Here is a 20,597-nt window from a genome sequence, read left to right on the forward strand (position 1 = left end):
CCACCCGGGTCCCGGGCACGCGCGGAGGAACCACGCGCGGAGGTGCCGGTGACGTCGTGGTCGAGCGGGCCGCCCGACGGGCGGTGGGCGCGGCTCTGCGTCATGACCGGCCTCCCTGGTCGCTCCGCGCGTCGACGCCCGGACGATGCGTCCAGCGTGCCGACGGCCTCGCTGCCCTCGCAACGGGGTGCCGCCCGCCGATCGGGCACCTGTCGCTGCCCGAAAGGGCTGGGTCAGTCGCCGTCCGCGGGGGGTGCGGGGAGCAGCTCGGCGCGCAGCGCGTCGACGCCGACGAGCGTGACTGGCGGTCGCATGGCCTCCGGGCGCGCGTCCCACTGCGCGCGGGTCAGGACGAAGCGCCGGTTCAGCGCCGCCTGGCCGTCGCGCACCATCGGGTCGTCGCCGTTCTCGGCGTAGCCGAGGCGACGGGTCACGCCGAGCGAGCGCGCGTTGTCGGCGAACGCGCCGGTCGTGCAGCGTTCGGCGCCGAGGCCGTCGAACAGCAGGTGCAGGATCATCAGCCGCATCCGGGTGCCGACGCCCGCGCCCTGGTGGCGCAGGCCGAGCCACGAGCCGGTCTCGGCGGTCCGCAGCAGGGGGAAGTGCTTCGCGTAGGCGCCCTGGATGCCGAGCACCTCGCCGTCGCGGACGACGCCGAGCTCGATGCGCCAGTCGTCGACGCCGAACGACGCGCGGTTGCCCCACTGGTAGGTGAGGACGTTGCGAGCGACCTCGGCGGGGGTGCCCTGGGTCCACGGCACGGAGAACGGCATGAGGTCGGGGCCGTGGACGCCGTCGCCGGCGAGGCGGGCGAGGTCGGCGAGCAGGTCGTCGTCGAGGTAGCGGAGCTCGAGGTCACCGCTGGTGACGCGGACGCCGGCGAGGGGCCAGAGGTCGACGAAGGGGGCCGTCATGCCCGTCAGGGTGTCCGCCGGCCGGCCCGACGGCAACCCGTTTCGGCCGGTCACCACGCGTCGCCGCCGCGGGCCCGGTCGGTGATCGCGGCGAGCACGTCGTCGGCGTACACGGGCTCGGCGTGCGGGGTGACAGGGCCGTCGTCGAGCGTCGTCCACCGCCAGTGCGGGGCGACGCGTGCCGTGGTGCCGTGCTCGGCGAGCCGCAGGTCGAGCAGGACGCCGTACCGGTACCCGAACCGCCGCTGGATCGCCTGCGCGGTGCCCAGGTCGAGCGCGCCGGGGGTGTCGGCGGCGTCGGCGGAGAGCTCGACGAGCAGCAGGTTGTGCTCGGGGCCGAGGCGGCCGCGGCGGTGGACGATGAGGTGCGGGGCGCGGGCCGTGCCCTCGTCGAGTCGCACCGACGACTCGAGCACCATGCCCGACCGGTCGTACTCGGCGTCGACGTCCCACGTGCCCTCGACCGTCCCGCGCAGCGCCCAGCCGAGGTGGAAGGAGATCGTCCGCGGGCTGGGCCGGCTGGTCCCCGACGACGGCGCGAACAGCGTCCACTGGTCGACGAGCGTGTTCGTCAACGCGATCCGGACGCGGGCCTGCAGGTCGGCGAGCAGCATGCGCGGACCGTACTCCCCCGCCGCGGCCGTCCTGCGGGACCACCGGCCCGCGACGGCGCTGCGGCCTGGGACGACGTCGAGCCGACGCGTCCCGCGCGATCCGGTTACCGACCGGTCAGGTTTGCCGTCGACTGCGTGGGTCCGGACGTCTAGGTTGGTCCGCTGTGACACCTGTCATCGCCGCCCGTGGCCTCACCAAGACCTTCGGCGACCTCACCGCCGTCGCCGGCATCGACTTCGAGGTCGCGTCGGGCGAGTCCTTCGGGCTCCTCGGCCCGAACGGCGCGGGCAAGTCGACGACGATGCGCATGGTCGGCGCGGTGTCGACGCGGTCCGGCGGCGACCTGCACGTCCTCGACCTCGACCCCGACACGCACGGGCCGGAGATCCGGTCGCAGCTCGGGGTCGTGCCGCAGGAGGACAACCTCGACACCGAGCTGACCGTGCGCGACAACCTGCTGGTCTACGGCCGCTACTTCGGCCTCCCCCGCCGCGTGTGCGCCGAGCGTGCCGACGAGCTGCTCGAGTTCGCGCAGCTCACCGAGAAGGCCAAGGTCAAGACCGACAACCTGTCCGGCGGCATGAAGCGGCGCCTGACGATCGCCCGCGCGCTCATCAACGAGCCGCGCATCCTCATGCTCGACGAGCCGACCACGGGCCTCGACCCGCAGGCCCGGCACGTGCTGTGGGACCGGCTGTTCCGGCTCAAGGAGCGGGGCACGACGCTCGTCGTCACGACGCACTACATGGACGAGGCCGAGCAGCTCTGCGACCGGCTGGTCGTCGTCGACCACGGCCGGATCATGGCCGAGGGCAGCCCGGCCGACCTGATCCGCGAGTACTCGACGCGCGAGGTCGTCGAGCTGCGGTTCGGGTCGAGCCGCAACGCCGAGGCCGCCGAGCGCATGGACGGCGTCACCGAGCGCATCGAGGTCCTGCCCGACCGCGTGCTGCTGTACGCCGACGACGGCGAGGCGGTCGTCGAGAAGGTGCTCGCCCTGGGGCTCGAGCCGACGACGAGCCTGGTCCGCCGGTCCAGCCTGGAGGACGTGTTCCTCCGCCTCACGGGGCGGAGCCTCATCGAATGACGACGACGAGCACCCCGACGCCCGCAGCCCGGCGCGCGCTCGACGCCGGCGTCCTGCCCCGCCGGTTCGGCTGGTGGTACGTCGCCGAGGCGCAGCTGCGCAGCATGAAGGCGTACGGCTGGACGATCGTGGCGAGCGGCGTCGGGCAGCCGCTGCTCTACCTGCTCGGCATCGGGCTCGGCCTGGCCGCGTTCCTCGACGTGTCCGTCGCCGAGGGTCCTGACGGGCCGATCGACTACGTGACGTTCGTGGCGCCCGCGCTGCTCGTCACCGCCGCCGTCGGCGTCGCGATGGACGAGTTCACCTACGCCGTGATGTCGGGGTTCAAGTGGCGGCGGCTGTACTACGCGCCGAACGCGTCGCCGGTGTCGCCGCCGCAGCTCGCGACGGGCGTCGTCGTGGCGTGCGCGGGCCGGATGCTGTTCACGGTCGTCGTGTACTACGCGCTCATGGTCGCGTTCGGTGCGGTCGGGGACCCGCTGTCCGGCCTCGCGATCCCGCTCGTCGGCATCCTCGGCGGCCTCGCGTTCGGCCTGCCGGTCATGGCCTACTCGGCGTCGATCGAGGACGACCGCGGGCAGTTCGCGCTCATCCAGCGGTTCGTCTTCACGCCGATGTTCCTGTTCTCCGGCACGTTCTACCCGCTCGACTCGGTGCCGCTCGCGTTCCAGTGGATCGGGTGGATCTCGCCCGTGTGGCACGCGTCCGAGATCGGCCGGTCGCTCAGCTACGGGTCCGCGCCCGGCTCGTGGCCCGTCGGCGTGCACCTCGCGATCCTGCTGGTCATGGCCGGTGTCGGCGGTCTCGTCGCGGGCCGGATCTTCACGCGGAGGTTGCGGGGATGACGACGACCGCCACCACCCGTCCCGCGGCGCGTCGGCGCTCCCGCGGCGGCGTGCGTGCCCTGTACGCCGGCAACGCCGGCGCGGTCGTCGAGCGCGGGCTGCGCGCGACCCGGTCCGGCAACTGGGTCATCGTGCTGTCCGGCTTCTTCGAGCCCGTGTTCTACCTGCTCGCGATGGGCTACGGCCTCGGCACGTTCGTCGGCGACGTCACGATGGAGTCCGGCGAGACGATCTCGTACGCCGCGTTCGTCGCGCCCGCGCTGCTCGCGGTGTCCGCGATGAACGGCGCCGTCTACGACTCGACGTGGAACGTCTTCTTCAAGATGCACTTCGGCAAGATCTACGACGCGATGCTCGCGACGTCGATCGGGCCGCTCGACGTGGCGCTCGGCGAGATCTCGTACGCGCTGCTCCGAGGCGGGGTGTACGCGCTCGGGTTCCTCACGGTCATGCAGGTCATGGGCCTGAACCTCGCGTGGACCGCGTTCCTGTCGCTGCCCGCGCTGCTGCTCGTCGCGTTCGGGTTCGCGTCCGTCGGGATGGCCGTCACGAGCTACATGAAGACCTTCCAGCAGATGGACTGGATCAACTTCGTGATGCTCCCGATGTTCCTGTTCTCGGCCACCTTCTACCCGCTGACCGTCTACCCCGAGGCCGTGCAGTGGTTCATCAAGGCCCTGCCGCTGTGGCACGGCGTCGAGCTGGTCCGCGGCCTGACGACCGGGGAGCTCTCCCCCACCATGTGGGGGCACGTCGCGTACTTCGTCGGCATGGTCGTCCTGGGCGTCGCGTTCACCACGACCCGCCTGCGCGCGCTCTTCCTCGACTGACGCGTCTCGCCGGCCCGTCGGCCGGCGGCCGGACGACGAACGGGCCCCGGTGCACGCGAGGTGCGCCGGGGCCCGTCGACCGTGGCGGTCGCCCTGAGGTCAGCGGGTCAGCCGCAGACCTCACCGTTCACGGTGAACGACGTCGGGCTCGTGTTGGTCCCGGTGTGGGAGCCGTTGAACCCGATGTCGACGCTCTGACCAGGCTGGAGCGTGGCGTTCCACGATGCGCCCGTCGCGGTGACCGTCGTCCCGGTCTGCGACCACGTGGCGCTCCAGCCCTGCGTGACCTGCTGGCCAGAGGGGAAGGCGAACCCGAGGGTCCAGGTGAGGGGCTTCGTGCCGGTGTTGGTGATCTTCACCGCGCCGGTGAAGCCGGTGTTCCACGAGTTCGCCGTGTACGCGACCTTGCACGAGGCGGTCGTCGTGGTCGGCAGCGTCGTGAACGTGACCGCCGCGGAGGCCGCCGAGGTGTTGCCCGCGGCGTCCTTGGCCCGGACGACGTACGTGTACGCCGTGTCGGGCGTCAGGCCGGTGAGGACCGTCGACGCGGTGGTGGGCGACGCGACCAGCGTCTGCGTCGTCCCGCTGACCCGCAGCACCTCGTAGCCGGCCAGGCCGCTGCCGCCCGTGTCGGTCGACGCGGTCCAGGTGAGCGTGGCGCCCGTCGTGCCGATGTTCGACGCGAGCGGCGTGCCCGGGACGGTCGGCGCGGTGGTGTCGACCGGCGGTGCGGTCGTCGTGAACGTCACCGAGGCGGACACCGCGGAGACGTCGCCGGCCGTGTTCTTCGCCCGCACGGCGTACGTGTACGCGGTGCTGGGCGTCAGGCCGCCGAGCGTGTACGTGGTGCCCGTGGTCTGCGCGACGACGGTCGTCGTCGTGCCCTGGACGCGCAGCACGTCGTAGCCGGCGACGGCCGGGGTGCCGGTCGACGCGGCCCACGTGAGGGTCGCACCGGTCGACGTGACCGCGGACGCGACGGGCGTGCCCGGCGTGGTCGGCGGCTCGGTCGTGCCCTGCGTCTCGGTCGTGAACGTCACGGCGGCGGACGCGGCGGACACGTTGCCGGCGACGTCCTTCGCCTTGACGACGAAGGAGTACGACGTGCCCGGCGTGAGGTCACGCAGGAGGTAGGCCGCTGCGGTGGTGGTCCCGACCAGGGTCTGCGTCGAGCCCTGGACGCGGTACAGCTCGTACCCCGCGACACCCGACCCGGCGTCGGTGGAGGCCGCCCAGGTCAGCGACGCGCCGACGGTCGTGATGCCCGACGCGACCGGGGTGCCCGGGACGGTCGGAGCGGTCGTGTCGGTCGTCGTGCCGGTCGGCTCCTTGCCCCAGATCAGCGTCGAGCCGTCGTAGAGCGTGATCGCCGCCGTCTTCGCCAGCGCCGTCGAGCCGAGCCCCGCGAACGACGGGTCGTTCGCCGCGTTCCAGCCCGTCGGACCGGTGAGCCGGAACTGGATCTCCCGACGGTGCTGCGACTGGCCGCCCGGGTGGATGTTCTGCCCGACGCACGACAGCTCGACGTAGCCGAGCGTGCCGCCGGCGGAGACGCCGCGACCGGACTGCGCGCCGCACTCGCTGTAGTTCGACGACAGCGTGACGTCGGACGCCGAGAACCCGTCGGTGGTGAACCAGTACCGGATCTTGCCGTTCTTGAGCGACCGCGCCGGGAACGCCGACTGGTTGCGGATCATGCCCTTGATCTCGGTGTACGTGGTGCCCGGGGGCTGGTTGAGCATGGCCTCGACGAAGATCTCGTCGCCGTCGGGCGCCTCACGCGTCGGGAACGACGCGAGCGCGGTGCCGCCGTACTCGTCGACGAGTCGCGCGAGCGCGCTGGTGAACCCGGCGTTGTAGTCCGTCGCGACCTCGTTGGCGACGTAGTCCTGCCGCGAGTCGGTGTACGCGTCGTTGGGCGAGCCGGGGCCGCCGACGAGCGCGCCGTACAGCACGTGCCGCGACGCGGCGGGCGTGGTGATCGAGTCGAGCCACGACCCGTGCGCGGTGCGGTGGTGCGGCATGGTCGGCGGGTTGGCGCCGAAGCCGACGACGTACGACGCCTTGCGCGGGTTGTCGCCGAGCGCGTAGTTGATCTGGCGCACGCCGAAGTCGTGGTACCGCGCCTTGCGCGTCGCGTCGGTGAGCCAGTCGGAGTAGACGAGCGCGACGAACGACGTGTTGGCGGCGTACCGCAGCGCACCCCAGGAGTCGAGGACGGCCATGCCGCCGGGCGAGTACGGCACCTTCTGGCCGTTGACGCCGACCGTCCAGTAGTCGAGCCAGCGGTTCGCGTCGTCGACGTACTTCTGCTTGCCGGTCTCCATCGCGAGCAGCGCGTACATGCCGAACTGCTTGTTGTCCCACGCCACGGTCCACTTGTAGGACTTGGTGGTGCTCTGGTTCTCGGTGCCGAGCTTGTCGTACTCGGTCTCCGCCTTGCTCAGGTACGACGCGTCACCCGTCGCCTTGTAGAGCCAGTACGCGCCCCAGACGAGCTCGTCCTGGTAGCCGGACCACGACTTGTAGTACGCGGAGGCGGCGGTGACGCAGTCGGAGTAGCTGCCGCGGTACTGGTCGGCGAAGGAGTAGAGCTGCTTCGCGTGCGAGATCAGCGTCGCGGCGTACGTCGGGTCGTCGCCCTTGAACAGGATCGACGCGGACGCGAGCGACGCGGCCGTCTCGGCGGCGACGTCGGAGCCGGGGCAGGACGCGGTGATCTTGTGCGACGGCCGCGCCATCGTCATGACCTCGGCCGGGCCCCACCACTTGTGGTCCGCCTCGCCGTCGCCGACCTGCACGTACAGCTCGTTGGGGGCGGTGTGCGCCTTGACGAAGTAGTCGTTGACGAAGCGCAGGTTGTCCTTGAGCTCGTCGAGCTGGCCGGACTTCGTGTACCCGCCGGGGCTGTCGATCGCGCCCCAGGCGAGCATCGTCGCGCTGAACGCCATCGGCAGCCCGAACTTCACGTGGTCGCCGGCGTCGTACCAGCCGCCGGTGAGGTCCTTGCCGACGTCGGCGCCGTCGGTGAGGCCGGAGTCGCCGCGCCAGGAGACGGGGAAGTTGTCGGGCAGGTCGCCGGAGCGCTGCGCCTGGTAGAAGAACATCGACTTCTGGAGCGCCTCGGCGTAGTTGTACGCGGGGGCGGCGCTCGCGGAGGTCGCGAGCGGGGCGACGAGCAGTCCGGCGGCGACGGCGAGGGCGGAGGCTCCCGCCGTCGCGGTGCGACCGCGGGATCGGGGCGCGCGTGGCGCCGTGGCATGGCCGAGCATGGGGTCCTCTTCCGGGCACGGGAGTGGTGGTCGGCGTCCCGTGCTGACCGCTGTCGCTCCGGCACGACGCGCCTGGGGCGCATCGTCCAAACCGGGCGCTGTACCGGTCAACGGCCTAAACGATTCGGCGCCGCCGACCTGGCACGACGCCGGTGCCCGGGCAGCACCACGCCCCCCGGGCTCGAGGCCGGCGGAGGGCGTGGGAACCTGCAGCCCGGCTCGTGGCCGGGGACCCGGGTCAGGCCGAGGGCGTGTCCTTCTGGTCGTCCGTCGTCGGGTGGACGACGGGGTCCGGGGTAGGCTCGGCGGAACCGGCGTCGACCGTCTTCGGCGCGGTGCGACGCACGCGCTTCGCGGCCTCCGTCGCGCCGTCCTTGGCCTCGGTGACCTTCTCCGTCAGGTCCTCGCGCGCCTCGGCGACCTTCTCGGCGGCCTTGCGGGTCGCGTCACGGCCCTTGGCGACGGCCGCCCCGGCGGCCTCCCCCACGGCGTCCGCGGCGTCGCCGACCTTGTCCGTCAGGTCGTGGCGGGCCTCCTGCGCGCGGGACTTGAAGTCGTGCGACGACGACCCGAGCGAGTCGGACGGCTCCCACGGCTCGGCCCACGGGTCGACCTGCGACCGCGACCGGCTCCACGCGACCGCGGCGGCGCCGACCGCCGCGACGCCCGCGACGACCCAGAACACCTTCGCACCCGTGTGCTTGCGCTCCTTCTCGGCTGCCGCCGCGGCGGCAGCAGCAGCGGCCGCCGCCTTGGCGGCGCGCTTCGCGGCCTTCTTGCTCGTGTCCGACGAGACGTCCGCGGCCTTCTCGACGGCGGCGCCGGCCTTGACCGCGGCCTCGTTCATCGCGGCGACCAGGCGGGGCAGCAGGTCGTCGACGAGCTTGTCGTGCGCGGTGTCGATCGCGGGCGACGCCTTCGCGGCAGCCTGCTCGACCTTCGGCGCCGCGGCGATGAGGCTCTCCTTGTAGGCGTGCTCGACGCGCGGCAGGAGCCACTCGACGAACGCCTCGACGCGTGGCGTCGTCCACTCCTTCGCGTGCACCGCGGCGTCGGACGCCTTCGAGGCGGCACCCTTCGCGCCGATCGCGGCCGCGACCTTGGCCTGCGCCGCCTTGTCGGCGAGCGTGGCGGCCAGCTCGGCGGCCTGCTCCTTCACCTGCTCCGTGTCCACGTCGATCGTCGTGCGGCTCTTGCTGAAGCCCATCGTCACTCCCGGCTGCTGTGCGGGCGGGTGGGGCATGACCCATCCGCGCTGGTCGGCGGCACTGGAGTCCCACTCTGCCACCGGACCTGCTGGGATGCAGTCCGGAGGGGCGAGCGAGCACCCGTCCGCCTCTCGCACCGCGGGCCCTGCGTGCGAGACTGTCGGCATGTTCGCGACCCTGCACACGTCCGCCGGTGACATCCGGATCGAGCTGTTCCCGAACCACGCGCCGCGCACCGTCGAGAACTTCGTCGGCCTGGCCAACGGGACGAAGCCGTGGACCGACCCGGCGACCGGTGAGCAGCGCACCGACGCGCTGTACTCGAACCTCGTCTTCCACCGCGTGATCGACGGCTTCATGATCCAGGGCGGCGACCCGCTCGGCACCGGCCGCGGCGGCCCGGGCTACACGTTCGACGACGAGATCCACCCCGAGCTCGCGTTCTCCGAGCCCTACCTGCTCGCGATGGCGAACGCCGGCAAGCGCATGGACCCGACGACGGGCAAGGTCGGCGGCACCAACGGCTCGCAGTTCTTCATCTCCGTCGCACCGACGACGTGGCTCAACGGCAAGCACACGATCTTCGGCAAGGTCGCCGACGACGAGAGCCGCGCCGTGGTCGACGCGATCGCCACCGCGCCGACGCGCCCCGGCGACCGTCCCGTCCAGGACATCGTCCTGCAGTCGGTGTCGATCGAGGACTGAGCGGTCCCCATCTCCGAGAACCCCACGCCGGACGCGGCCGCACCGCCGGTCTGCCCGCGACACCCCGAGCGGGTGTCGTACGTGCGCTGCCAGCGGTGCGGCCGTCCCGTGTGCCCGGACTGCCAGCGCCAGGCCGCGGTCGGCGTGCAGTGCGTGGACTGCGTCGCGGAGGCGTCGCGGACCGCGCGCCCGGTGCGGACCCCGCTCGGCGGGCGCCGGCACGAGGGCCGGCCCGTCGTCACGTTCACGATCATCGGCCTGTGCGTCGTGAGCTTCGTGCTCCAGCAGGTCGTCCCCGGGTGGACCACCCGGTGGCTGTTCGTCCCCGTGCTGCCCGACGCGTTCGGGCTGCCGGTCGCGACGCTCGTGGCGGAGCCGTGGCGGTTCCTCTCCGCGGCGTTCCTGCACTCCCCCGGCGGCGTCGTGCACCTCGCCGTCAACATGCTCGCGCTGTGGATGATCGGCCCGTACCTCGAGCAGACGCTCGGTCGGGCGCGGTTCGTCACCCTCTACCTGCTGAGCGCGCTCGGCGGGTCCGTGGCCGTCGTGCTGCTCGCCGACGTGCTCGACGCGTGGGGCGTGGGCGTGCTCGGGGCGTCCGGAGCGATCTTCGGCCTGTTCGGGGCGGTGCTCGTCGTGATGCGACGGCTCGGCGGCGACGTGCGCGGCATCCTCGTCGTCATCGGGCTCAACGTCGTCGTCGGCTTCGTGGTGTCCGGCATCTCGTGGCCCGCGCACCTGGGCGGCCTGTTCACGGGCCTGGCCCTCGGCGCCGCCTACGCCTACGCCCCCGTGGCGCGCCGCCGGCAGGTCGCGGTCCTCGCGCCGGTCGTCGTCGCGGCCGTGCTGGTGGGAGCCGCGTGGCTCGCGTACTCCGCGGTCGGGCTCGTCTGACCCGGTCGGGCTCGTCCGACTCGTCCCCAGGTGGCGCGCGTCACCCGTGTACGACCATCGGTCTGTCCACAGCCTGTTGACCTGGGCGAACGCCTCCTCTGTCCCCAGCGGTGCACAACCCTGTGCATAACTACACGGCTGTAGTTCCACAGCTGTGAGCAACCTTGGGGACGGTCAGGACAGGCCCGAATCGTTCGTCAGGACGGCCTGTGAGGATGCTACGAGAGGGGTCTGACACGCCCTCGGGGCGAGCGTGCCGAGGCGTGCCCGACCACGGAGCCGCGGGAACGACGACGGCGGGGCAGGTCGTCGTCGACCCACCCCGCCGTCCCGTCCTCGGCGCGTCGTCAGCGCCAGCGCGTCGTCATCCCGAAGCCCGCGATGATGAGCGTGAAGCCCACCGCCAGGTTCCACTGGCCGATGCCGGGGATCGGGTAGTCCGAGCCCGTCAGGTACGTGATCACGATCCACACGAGGCCGACGAGCATCAGCCCGAGCATCACGGGGACGAACCACGGCGGGTTCGGCTTGGGGCCGGCCGACTTCTCGGGCGGCGGGATGTACGCGGCCTTCTTGCGCGACCTCGACTCAGGCACGTCCGGGCTCCTGTCCAGCGGCGGTACGTGACGCGGGGCGTCACGCGAACGGACGGCGACGGGGTGTCACCGTGCGACAACGATGTGGCGTGGACGTCACGCACCGTCACGGGCGCCACGCAACGTGACCTAGCGTAGTGGGCAGCAGCCCCGCGCCCGACCCTCTCGAGAGGACGACCGTGACCGAGCACTCCCACCGTGCGCGGCGTCTCCTCGCGCGCGGGACGCTCTCGGTCGCCGTCGTGCTGGCCCTCTCGGGCGCGCTGTTCGCGGCCAACGCACGGTTCGCGCAGGCCAACGAGGGGGAGCGGCACCCGCAGGACCTCGCGGGGCTCGCGAGCGTGCAGAACGACCGCGTCGCGCGGTTGTCGACCGAGGTCGACGACCTGCGGACCGAGGTGGACACGCTCGCCGAGGACGGCAGCGCCGACGCGAGCACCCAGCCCGGGGAACCCGGCGCGGGCTACGTCGTCGAGGGCGGCGCCACACCCGTCACCGGTCCCGGGATCACGGTGCAGCTCGAGGACGCGCCCGCGCGCGAGGGCGTCGACCAGGACGTGCTGCTCGTCCACCAGCAGGACATCCAGAACGTCATGAACGCCCTCTGGGCGGGCGGCGCCGAGGCGATGACGCTCCAGGGGCAGCGGGTGATCTCCACGAGCGCGTTCTGGTGCGTCGGCAACGTGCTCAAGCTGCACGGGCGCGTCTACTCGCCGCCGTACGTCATCGAGGCCATCGGCGACCCGTCCGACCTGCGCGACGGCCTCGCCGCGTCCCCCGCCGTCGGGCTGTACCTGCGCGACGTCAAGGCCGTCGGCCTCGGCTGGTCCGTGAACCAGTCCGACACGATGGAGATGCCCGCCTACTCGGGTGCGACCGAGCTCGAGTACGCCCGCGTCCCCGACGGCGTCGAGATCCTGCCCGGCCTCGAGGCCGCCCAGGAGGCCGCGAAGGACGAGGCTCGCGCGACCGCGCAGACGCGCAGCACGACCGGTCCGCTGGGCCCGGGGGGCGACGATGACTGACCCCGCGGCCACGGCGACCGCGACGCCCGACGGGCCCTCCGACCAGCCGGTCCGCACGCGGCGCAGCAGCCGTCCCCGGCGTGGTGCGAGCCCCGCGCGGCAGCGCGCCTACACGGCCGTCGGCGTCGTCGGCGAGGTGCTCATCACGCTCGGCGTGCTGCTGTTCGCGTTCCTCGCCTGGCAGCTGTGGTGGACCGACGTCGAGGGCAACCGCGCGCAGGCCGAGATCGTGCGCGACCTCGACTGGCAGGTCGCGCCGACCCCCGAGCCCAGCGCGACGGAGCCCGGCCCGCTCGTCGCCGAGCCGCGACGGGACGACCCGCCCGTCATGGCCGAGCCCCCGCACGCGACGACCTTCGCGACGATCCAGGTCCCGCGCTGGGTCGGTGAGCCCGAGCGTCCCGTCAGCCAGGGCACCGACCGGGCCACCGTGCTCGACGTCCTCGGCGTCGGGCACTACGAGGGCACCGCGATGCCGGGGGGCGTGGGCAACTTCGCGCTCGCGGGCCACCGCACCACCTACGCGAAGCCGTTCAACCGGGTCGCGGAGCTCCAGGTGGGCGACCCGATCGTGGTCCGCACGTCGGACACCTGGTACGTCTACCGCGTCACGTCGACGGAGATCGTCATGCCGTCGCAGGTCGACGTCATCGCGCCCGTGCCCGGCGACCCGGGCGCCACGCCCACCGAGCGGTTCATCACCCTCACGACGTGCCACCCGATGTTCTCCGCACGGGAACGGTTCATCGTGCACGGCACGTTCGACTACTGGGCTCCCGTGACGGACGGGACCCCCGCCGAGCTCCTCCCGGCCGCATGATGGGCGCCCGGCGACACCACGTGACAGGAGGCCGATGATGTACGGGTGGCTCTGGCGGCACCTGCCGGGTCCGTCCGTCGTCCGGGCGCTGATCCTGGCGGTCGCCGCGTTCCTCGTGCTCGCCGCGTGCTTCCTGTGGGTGTTCCCGGCGGTCGCGCCGTTCATGCCGTTCAACGAGACCACCGTGGGGGAGTGACGTGACCCGGATCCTGGTGATCGACAACTACGACTCGTTCGTCTACACGATCGTCGGCTACCTCAACCAGCTCGGCGCCGAGACCGTGGTCGTGCGCAACGACGCCGTCCCGCCGCTGTCCGAGCGCGAGGACTTCGACGGCGTCCTCGTGTCCCCCGGCCCGGGCACGCCCGCCGAGGCCGGCCAGAGCATGCAGGTCATCCGCGACTGCGCCGAGACCGGCACGCCCATGCTCGGCGTGTGCCTCGGCCACCAGGCGCTCGGCGAGGTGTTCGGCGGGACCGTCACGCACGCGCCCGAGCTCATGCACGGCAAGACGAGCGAGGTCGAGCACCACGGCGACGGCGTGCTCGTCGGGCTGCCGACGCCGTTCACCGCGACCCGGTACCACTCGCTGGCCGTCGTCGACGGAACCGTGTCCGACGACCTCGAGGTCACCGCGACCACGCACGGCATCATCATGGGCCTGCAGCACCGCACGCTCCCGCTGCACGGGGTGCAGTTCCACCCCGAGTCCGTGCTCACCGAGGGCGGGCACCGGCTGCTGGCCAACTGGCTGGCCGTCTGCGGCGACGACGAGGCCGTCGCCCGGTCGGAGGGCCTGCACCCGCTCGTCCGCCTCTGACGGCCGCGCCGCGCCGCAGGCGGGGCACGACCCACGCCGGCGCTCGCCCCGCAGCACAGCCCGCAGCACAGCGAAGGCCCCGCCCGTCCGGAGACGAGCGGGGCCTTCCGCGTGATTGGGAGCGCTACGGCGTCGGCTTGGGCGTCTGCTGCCCGTTGTTGTTGCCGCCGCCCGTGCCCTTCGAGACGTGCAGGTCGATCTGCTGCCCCGGCTCGACCTCGGACCCGCCGTCGGGCTCGACGCGGATGACCTGGTTGACGGGCGACTCCGACTGCTCGTCGACGCGCCGCACGTTGGTCAGGCCCGCCTGCGCCAGCGCCTGCACGGCCTGGTCGTAGGTCATCCCGACGAGGTTGTCGGGCACGACCGGGTTGTCCGGGGCGATCGCGATCTCGATGTTGATCGTCGTGTCCTGCGGCACGAGCGAGCCCGCGGGCTTGTCCTGCGTGATCACGGTGTCGGGCGGGTACTCGTTGGTCTCCCGCTCGCGCGAGTTCGCGTTGAGGGACGCGTCGTTGAGCAGCTGCTCGGCCTCGGCGCGCGTCTTGCCGGCCAGGTCGGGCACCTGCACGTTGCCGGACGACACGAACAGCTGCACCGGGCTGCCGGACGACACCGACTCGCCCTCGGCGGGCTGGGTGCGCGTCACGCGGCCCTTGGGCTGCTTGGGGTCGTCCTCGGAGGTGCGGTTGGGGTCGACCGTGAGGCCGGCGGCCTCGATCGCGGCGACGGCCTCCTGCTCGGTCATGCCGGCCAGGCCCGTGGGGACGGTCGTGGTCGCGGGGCCGGTCGAGAACGTGACGGTGACGTTGTCGAGCTTCTCGACGGGGGTGTCGGCCGCCGGGTCGGACTTGATGGCCTCACCCTCCGGCACGTTGTCGTCCGGCGCCTCCGCGGGGGTGAACTGCAGACCTGCGTCCTCGATGGCCGCCTTCGCCTCGTCACGTGTCATGCCGACGACGTTCGGGACGGTGAGCTCCTCGGGCGCGTTGTCGCGCGCGTTGGCGACGAGGAGCGCGATGATGCCCGCCACCGCGAGGACCGCGATGCCGATGAGGACCCACATGAGCCACGGCTTGCGGCGCTCGTCCTCGGGCTCCTCCGGGAGGCCCGCGGGCGTCGTCGGCTGGAGACCCGTCTGGGCCCACGGGGAGGTCGGTGCCATCGCCTGCGTCGCGGCCACGGCGGGCGGCGCCATGACCTGGGTCGCGTCGGCGGCGGCCACGGCGGCGCCCGCGGCGATGACGCCCACCGCGGGCGCGTTGACCACGCCGCCGCGCAGGACGGCCTCGAGGTCGGCGCGGAACTCCGCGGCCGTCGAGTAGCGGGAGTCGCGCTCCTTGGCGAGCGCCTTCGCGGTGATCCGGTCGAGGGCCTCGGGCACGTCGGACGCGAACTGCGACGGCGTGGGGGCCGTCTCGCGGACGTGCTGGTAGGCGACCGCGACGGGGGAGTCGCCGGTGAACGGCGGCCGGCCCGTGAGCAGCTCGAACAGGAGGCAGCCCGTCGAGTACAGGTCGGAGCGGGCGTCGACCTGCTCGCCGCGCGCCTGCTCGGGCGACAGGTACTGCGCGGTGCCGATGACGGCCTGCGTCTGCGTCATGGTCGCGGCGGAGTCCGCCACCGCGCGAGCGATGCCGAAGTCCATGACCTTGACCGCGCCCGTGGGCGTGAGCATGACGTTCGCGGGCTTGATGTCGCGGTGCACGATGCCCGCGTGGTGCGAGTACTCGAGCGCGGACAGCACGCCCGCGGTGATCTCGACGGCCTCCTCGATCGGGACCGCGTGCCCGTCGCGCAGGATGCCGCGGACGGTGTGACCCTCGACGTACTCCATGACGATGAACGGCACGTGCGCGACGACGCCCGTCGGCTCGGTGAAGACGTCCTCGCCGGTGTCGTAGACCGCGACGATCGCGGGGTGGTTCAGGGCCGCGGCGGCCTGCGCCTCGCGCCGGAACCGGTTCTGGAAGGAGGGGTCGCGCGCGAGGTCGGAGCGCAGGATCTTGATCGCGACCGTGCGGCCGAGCCGGGTGTCGTGGCCGATGTGCACCTCGGCCATGCCACCGCGCCCGATGAGCTCGCCGACCTCGTACCGTCCGGCGAGGATCCGGGATCCGTCGTCCACCACTAGGCGTCCTTCACTTCCGTCGTCAGCGGGCGCGCGGGACCGTCACCGCGCCCGTCCACCGAGATCATCCCATCGGGACTGCCGCGACGAGGGTACTGACTGCCGTCGTCGCGTGGGGACGTGCTGTGCGCGACGACGGCCCCGGGCGGTCCGTCGAGGGGTGCGGCCCTGGTCAGGCCGTTGGCGAGGGCCGCGCCGAGCAGCGCGACCAGGAGCAGCACGAGCGCGAGCAGCGGCCACCGGAACCGCGAGAAGCGGCCCAGGCGCGGCCCGCTCGTGCGCAGCGCGGCGACGTTCACGTGCCGCGGGGTGCCCGACAGGCGGGCGCGCGGCTCGTCGCGACGGGTGCGGCGCGGCGGGTACGTCGGCGGCGCCTCGTCGGACCCGCCGCGCGCCGTCGTCACCGCGGTGGCGAACGTGTCGGCCGGGCGCGAGATCTTCGAGACCAGCACCGGCACGCCGCTCGGCGGGGTGCGGGGCACCAGCTTGTCGAACAGCCCGGCGAGCTCCTCGCCCGACTGCGGACGCTGCGCCGGGTCCTTCGACAGCAACCGCATGACGAGCGCCGCGAGGTGCTTGTCGACGCTCGACGGCAGCGGCGGGACCGCGTTGTTGACGTGCGCGACCGCGATGTCGACCGCCGTCGGGCCTGTGAACGGGCGGTGCCCGACGAGCGCCTCGTACGCGACGACACCGAGCGAGTACAGGTCGGACAGCGGGGTCGCGGCCTTGCCGACGGCCTGCTCGGGCGACAGGTACTGCGCGGTGCCCATGACCATGCCGGTCGCCGTCATCGTGATCTGGTTCTGCGCGAGCGAGACGCCGAAGTCGGTGATCTTCACGCGGCCGCCGCGGCCCAGCAGGATGTTGCCGGGCTTGACGTCGCGGTGCACGACACCCGCCGTGTGGGCCGCGTGCAGCGCGCGCGCGGTCTGCGCGAGGATCGGCAGCAGCCGCCGTGGGGTCAGCACCGGCTCACGCTCGAGCAGGTCGGACAGCGGCTCGCCGACGACCAGCTCCATCACGAGGAACGCGGAGCCGTCCTGCTCGCCGTAGTCGAACAGCTGCGCGATCGACGGGTGGTGCAGCGACGCCGAGTTGCGCGCCTCGGTGCGGAACCGCTCGAGGAAGCCCGGGTCGCCCGCGAACTCCTCCTTGAGGACCTTGACGGCGACGGGGCGCGCGAGGGCGTCGTCGTGCGCCTCCCACACCTCGCCCATGCCGCCGGTCGCGATCGGCTTGATGAGCCGGTACCGGCCGTCGAGGGCCACGCCTGCCGCCGTCCTCATGAGCCCAGCACCGCCTGGATCACGGCCTTCGCGATGGGCGCGGCGACGCGGCCGCCGGTCGCCTCGTTGCCGGCGCTGCCGCCGTGCTCGACGATCACCGCGACGGCGACGCGGGGTGCGTCGGCGGGCGCGAACGCGGTGAACCACGCGTGCGGCGCCTGGTCGTCGCCGGTCTGGGCCGTGCCGGTCTTCCCGGCGACCTGCACCCCCGGGATCTGCGCGGCGGTGCCCGACCCGTCGGCGACCACGCCGACCATCATGTCGCGCAGCGCGGCGGCGGTCCCGGGCGACACGGCGGTCGACAGCAGCTTCGGCTCGGTCTCGTCGACGGTGTGCAGGTCGGCCGACCGCACCGTCTGGACGAGGTAGGGCTGCATGAGCCGGCCCTCGTTGGCGATCGCGGCCGACACCATGGCCATCTGGATGGGCGTCGCGCGGACGTCGCGCTGGCCGATCGCCGAACCCGCCGTCTCGGGCGCGTCCAGGTCGTCGGGGAAGACGGAGGGCACGACGACCGTGGGGATGGTGAACCCTTCGTTGAAGCCGAACCGCTCGGCCTGCGTGCGGATCGCGTCGTCGCCGAGGTCGAGGCCGAGCTGCGCGAAGGACGTGTTGCACGAGACCCGCAGCGCGTCCGCGAGCGTGATGGGGTCGGCGCCGCACCCGCCGCCGCCGAAGTTGCCGACGGTCGCGGTGGTCTGCGGCAGGTCGAGCTCGACCGGGGCGGGCAGCGGCGACTGGGGCGTGTACGAGCCGCTCTCGAGGGCCGCCGCGGCCGTGACCAGCTTGAACGTCGACCCGGGCGGGTAGACCTCCTTGGTCGCGTTCGACCGCAGCGGGTTCCCCTCGGCCGTCGACAGCGCCGAGAAGGCCTCGCCCGCGGCCTTCGTGTCGTGCGTCGCGAGCAGGTTCGGGTCGAAGCCGGGCGTCGAGACGAGCGCGAGGATCTTGCCCGTCGACGGCTCGATCGCGACGACCGCGCCCTCCTGGTCGCCGAGCCCGTCGCGGGCCGCCTGCTGCGCGGCCGGGAGCAGCGTCGTCTCGACCGCCGCCCCCTCGGGTCGGCGGCCGGTCAGCACGTCGCGCACGCGCGTGAAGAACAGCTGGTCGCCGCGGCCGGTGAGCGCGTCGTTGGCCGCGAGCTCGAGCTCGGTGCGGCCGTTGACCACCGAGTAGAAGCCGGTGACCGCGGACCATAGGTCGCCGCCCGTGTACGAGCGCTGGTAGCCGAACGCGTCGTCGACGGGAGCCGACGAGGCGACGGCCTCGCCCGCGACGACGATCGGGCCGCGCGCGTTGCCGAACTCGCGGTACAGCGTGCGGACGTTGCGCGGGTCGTTGTTGAGCGAGTCCGCCTGGACGTACTGCACCCACGTCGTGCCGCCCATGAGCACGACGAACATCACGAGGACGACGGTGGCGAGCCGGCGCAGGGGAGTGTTCACGACAGCCCCTCGATCCGCTCGGTCGGCTGGTCGCCGCCCGTCGGACCGGCGCTGCCCGCGACGCCCGCGGCGCCGTTCGCGCGCGCTCCGGACGCGACCGGGGTGCCGACCTCGGGCGTCAGGACCGCGCGCACGACGGGTGCGGGGCGGCGGGCCTCGTCGGAGATGCGCAGGAGCAGCGCGACGATCACCCAGTTCGCGACGAGCGACGAGCCGCCGTACGCGAGGAACGGCGTCGTGAGGCCGGTCAGCGGGATCAGGCGCGTCACGCCGCCGACGACGACGAACGTCTGGAACGCGACGACGAACGCGAGGCCGCCCGCGAGCAGCTTGCCGAACCCGTCGCGCACGCCGATCGCGGTCCGCATGCCGCGCTCGGTGAGGATCGTGTAGCAGAGCAGCAGCGCGAGCAGGCCCGTGAGGCCGAGCTCCTCGCCGAGCGACGCGACGATGAAGTCCGACTCGGCGTACGGGACCAGGTCGGGCCGGCCCGAACCCCAGCCCGTGCCGAACAGGCCGCCGTTCGCGAGCCCGAACAGGCCGCGCACGAGCTGCCCGGAGCCGCCCGGGAACCGGTCGAAGATCTCCTGGTCGAACGGGTGCAGCCACGCGTCGAAACGTGCCCCGACGTGCGGGAACGCGGTCGCCGCGACGAGCGCGCCGCCCACGAACAGCAGGAGGCCGATGACGACCCAGCTGAGTCGCTCGGTCGCGATGTAGAGCATCGCGACGAACAGGCCGAAGAGCAGCAGGGACGTGCCGAGGTCGCGCTCCAGGACGAGGACCGCGAGCGAGACGCCCCAGACGATGAGGATCGGGCCGAGGTCGCGCGGTCGCGGGAGCTGCAGGCCCAGCACCTTCGGACCGGCGAGCGCGAGCGTGTCACGGTGCGTCACCAGGTAGCCGGCGAAGAACACGGCCAGGGCGATCTTGGCGAACTCCGCGGGCTGCATGCCGACGCCGCCGACGCGCACCCAGATCTGCGCACCGTTGATCGACTGCCCGATGCCGGGCACCAGCGGGAGCACCACGAGCCCGAGCGCGACGATCATCGCCGTGTACGTGTAGCGGCGCAGCGTCCGGTGGTCGCGCAGCAGCACGAGCACGAGCGCGGCCAGCACCACGGAGATCGCGGTCCAGCCGAGCTGTCGCTCCGCGAACCCGGCGGCCTTCTCGCGCGCCTCGTACGCGATGTCGATGCGGTAGATCATCGCCAGGCCCACGCCGTTGAGCGCGACCGCGACCGGCAGGATCACCGGGTCCGCGTACGGCGCGCGCCACCGCAGCACCAGGTGCAGCGCGACCGCCAGACCCGTCAGGCCCGCCGCGTACCCGATGACGTCCGCCGGCACGCTGCCGTCGATGCCCAGGCCCACGAGGGCGTAGCCCGCCACGGCGATCGCGAGCGCCAGCACGAGCAGGCCGAGCTCGACGCCGCGCCCCGCCCGCACCTGGTGCGGCTGCACGGTCGCCATCACGTCCACCTCACGGGCTGGTCACCCCGGCAGCCGGGTCGACCGCGGGAGCCGTGGTCGGCTGCGGCGCCGGCAGGAGCGGGGTCGCCGTCGGCGTGGGCGTCGGGGTCGGCTCGTCGGCCTGCTCCTCGGCATCCTGCTCGAGCATCCGGACCAGGTCGCGCGCGTCCTCGAGGGACGTCGCGTGGATCGTCTGCTCGACGCGTCCGCGCAGGTAGGCCGAGCCGAGGTCGTCCATCGACGTGCCCGACCGCTCGACGACCGTCGACAGCGCGACCGGGCCGAGCGTCTGCGGCAGGCCGCGCAGGATGACGACCTCGCCGTCGGAGTCCGCGACGTAGTACTGCGTCTGCGTCCACAGGTAGCCGAGCACCAGCACCGCGGCCGTCAGGAGACCCGCGAACGCCCACACGAGACCCGGGCGGACGCGGCGGCGCCCGACGGGCTCGCCCTCGTCCTCGTCCTCGTCGCCCACGGCGGTCACCGTCACCGGGACCGCGGGCAGGTCGGCCGGGTCGTCGTCCTCGTCGTCCGCGGGTTCCTGCGTCTTCTTCTGGCGCGCGGCCGACTGCGCGAGCCACGCCGCGCGTGCCGCCGGGCCGTCCGCGGCCGACGTCGGCTCGTT

The 20,597-nt window shown here is 72.9% G+C and carries 18 protein-coding genes and 1 pseudogene; 9 read left to right on the plus strand and 10 right to left on the minus strand.

The features are described 5' to 3' along the window. Positions 1-233: 233 nt before the first annotated feature. Together HGA02_RS01105 and HGA02_RS01110 are read right to left on the minus strand one after the other, a co-directional pair. Complete coding sequence (locus HGA02_RS01105) at positions 234-914, minus strand: GNAT family N-acetyltransferase (RefSeq protein ID WP_168676651.1); 681 nt, start codon at positions 912-914, stop codon at positions 234-236. Between the two features lie 50 nt (positions 915-964). Further along, on the minus strand, positions 965-1,528 hold the full coding sequence (locus HGA02_RS01110; protein WP_168676654.1) for a hypothetical protein: 564 nt from the start codon (positions 1,526-1,528) through the stop codon (positions 965-967). 164 nt (positions 1,529-1,692) lie between these two features. Here HGA02_RS01110 and HGA02_RS01115 point away from each other — a divergent pair, with 164 nt between their 5' ends. Genes HGA02_RS01115 through HGA02_RS01125 form a run of 3 tightly spaced genes read left to right on the plus strand, consistent with a single transcriptional unit; the run spans position 1,693 to position 4,291 of the window. Beyond that, positions 1,693-2,616: an ATP-binding cassette domain-containing protein gene (locus tag HGA02_RS01115; protein ID WP_168676658.1), complete on the plus strand. Its 924-nt coding sequence runs from the start codon at positions 1,693-1,695 to the stop codon at positions 2,614-2,616. Then, positions 2,613-3,461: an ABC transporter permease gene (locus tag HGA02_RS01120; RefSeq protein WP_168676661.1), complete on the plus strand. Its 849-nt coding sequence runs from the start codon at positions 2,613-2,615 to the stop codon at positions 3,459-3,461. The genes HGA02_RS01115 and HGA02_RS01120 overlap by 4 nt, the downstream gene beginning before the upstream one ends. Then, positions 3,458-4,291: an ABC transporter permease gene (locus HGA02_RS01125; protein ID WP_168676666.1), complete on the plus strand. Its 834-nt coding sequence runs from the start codon at positions 3,458-3,460 to the stop codon at positions 4,289-4,291. The genes HGA02_RS01120 and HGA02_RS01125 overlap by 4 nt, the downstream gene beginning before the upstream one ends. Before the next feature lie 107 nt (positions 4,292-4,398). Here HGA02_RS01125 and HGA02_RS01130 read toward each other — a convergent pair whose 3' ends face one another. Together HGA02_RS01130 and HGA02_RS01135 are read right to left on the minus strand one after the other, a co-directional pair. Next, positions 4,399-7,563 carry a glycoside hydrolase family 9 protein gene (locus HGA02_RS01130; RefSeq protein WP_168676670.1) on the minus strand — a complete coding sequence of 1,055 codons (3,165 nt, stop codon included), beginning with the start codon at positions 7,561-7,563 and terminating at the stop codon, positions 4,399-4,401. 238 nt (positions 7,564-7,801) lie between these two features. After that, positions 7,802-8,806 carry a hypothetical protein gene (locus HGA02_RS01135; protein ID WP_246247264.1) on the minus strand — a complete coding sequence of 335 codons (1,005 nt, stop codon included), beginning with the start codon at positions 8,804-8,806 and terminating at the stop codon, positions 7,802-7,804. A gap of 130 nt (positions 8,807-8,936) precedes the next feature. On the opposite strand from HGA02_RS01135, the gene HGA02_RS01140 reads away from it, so the two are divergent. Both HGA02_RS01140 and HGA02_RS01145 read left to right on the plus strand, forming a co-directional pair. Then, positions 8,937-9,476 carry a peptidylprolyl isomerase gene (locus HGA02_RS01140; protein ID WP_162353521.1) on the plus strand — a complete coding sequence of 180 codons (540 nt, stop codon included), beginning with the start codon at positions 8,937-8,939 and terminating at the stop codon, positions 9,474-9,476. 72 nt (positions 9,477-9,548) lie between these two features. Further along, the gene (locus tag HGA02_RS01145; protein ID WP_343035188.1) at positions 9,549-10,370 is read left to right on the plus strand and encodes a rhomboid family intramembrane serine protease; all 822 of its coding nucleotides are present in this window, start codon (positions 9,549-9,551) and stop codon (positions 10,368-10,370) included. Between the two features lie 347 nt (positions 10,371-10,717). Here HGA02_RS01145 and HGA02_RS01150 read toward each other — a convergent pair whose 3' ends face one another. Beyond that, complete coding sequence (locus HGA02_RS01150) at positions 10,718-10,966, minus strand: cell division protein CrgA (RefSeq protein ID WP_124342778.1); 249 nt, start codon at positions 10,964-10,966, stop codon at positions 10,718-10,720. A 179-nt stretch (positions 10,967-11,145) separates the two neighbouring features. Here HGA02_RS01150 and HGA02_RS01155 point away from each other — a divergent pair, with 179 nt between their 5' ends. Genes HGA02_RS01155 through HGA02_RS01170 form a run of 4 tightly spaced genes read left to right on the plus strand, consistent with a single transcriptional unit; the run spans position 11,146 to position 13,632 of the window. Beyond that, positions 11,146-11,991: a DUF881 domain-containing protein gene (locus tag HGA02_RS01155; RefSeq protein ID WP_168676673.1), complete on the plus strand. Its 846-nt coding sequence runs from the start codon at positions 11,146-11,148 to the stop codon at positions 11,989-11,991. Next, the gene (locus tag HGA02_RS01160) at positions 11,984-12,811 is read left to right on the plus strand and encodes a class E sortase (RefSeq protein ID WP_168676675.1); all 828 of its coding nucleotides are present in this window, start codon (positions 11,984-11,986) and stop codon (positions 12,809-12,811) included. Before HGA02_RS01155 ends, HGA02_RS01160 begins: the two co-directional genes overlap by 8 nt. A 37-nt stretch (positions 12,812-12,848) precedes the next feature. Beyond that, positions 12,849-13,007 (plus strand): hypothetical protein, encoded by a 159-nt coding sequence (locus HGA02_RS01165; RefSeq protein ID WP_168676678.1) that lies wholly within the window; start codon positions 12,849-12,851, stop codon positions 13,005-13,007. A 1-nt stretch (position 13,008) separates the two neighbouring features. Next, positions 13,009-13,632 (plus strand): aminodeoxychorismate/anthranilate synthase component II, encoded by a 624-nt coding sequence (locus HGA02_RS01170; RefSeq protein ID WP_168676681.1) that lies wholly within the window; start codon positions 13,009-13,011, stop codon positions 13,630-13,632. Positions 13,633-13,756: 124 nt separating this feature from the next. On the opposite strand, the gene pknB is transcribed toward HGA02_RS01170, so the two are convergent. From pknB to HGA02_RS01195, 5 genes and pseudogenes are all read right to left on the minus strand, one after another. Next, positions 13,757-15,763 (minus strand): Stk1 family PASTA domain-containing Ser/Thr kinase, encoded by a 2,007-nt coding sequence (gene pknB, locus HGA02_RS01175; protein WP_168676683.1) that lies wholly within the window; start codon positions 15,761-15,763, stop codon positions 13,757-13,759. Then, on the minus strand, positions 15,763-17,052 hold the full coding sequence (locus HGA02_RS01180; RefSeq protein ID WP_168676685.1) for a serine/threonine-protein kinase: 1,290 nt from the start codon (positions 17,050-17,052) through the stop codon (positions 15,763-15,765). Before HGA02_RS01180 ends, pknB begins: the two co-directional genes overlap by 1 nt. Next, positions 17,049-18,497, minus strand: coding sequence for a penicillin-binding transpeptidase domain-containing protein (locus tag HGA02_RS01185; RefSeq protein ID WP_168676687.1), 1,449 nt, complete (start codon positions 18,495-18,497; stop codon positions 17,049-17,051). Before HGA02_RS01185 ends, HGA02_RS01180 begins: the two co-directional genes overlap by 4 nt. Then, on the minus strand, positions 18,494-19,972 hold the full coding sequence (locus tag HGA02_RS01190) for an FtsW/RodA/SpoVE family cell cycle protein (RefSeq protein WP_168676689.1): 1,479 nt from the start codon (positions 19,970-19,972) through the stop codon (positions 18,494-18,496). The genes HGA02_RS01185 and HGA02_RS01190 overlap by 4 nt, the downstream gene beginning before the upstream one ends. Positions 19,973-19,982: 10 nt before the next feature. Next, a pseudogene (locus HGA02_RS01195) lies at positions 19,983-20,597 on the minus strand (serine/threonine-protein phosphatase); the annotation flags it as partial.

It is taken from the genome of Cellulomonas septica, assembly GCF_012396155.1.
Lineage (GTDB): Bacteria > Actinomycetota > Actinomycetes > Actinomycetales > Cellulomonadaceae > Cellulomonas > Cellulomonas septica.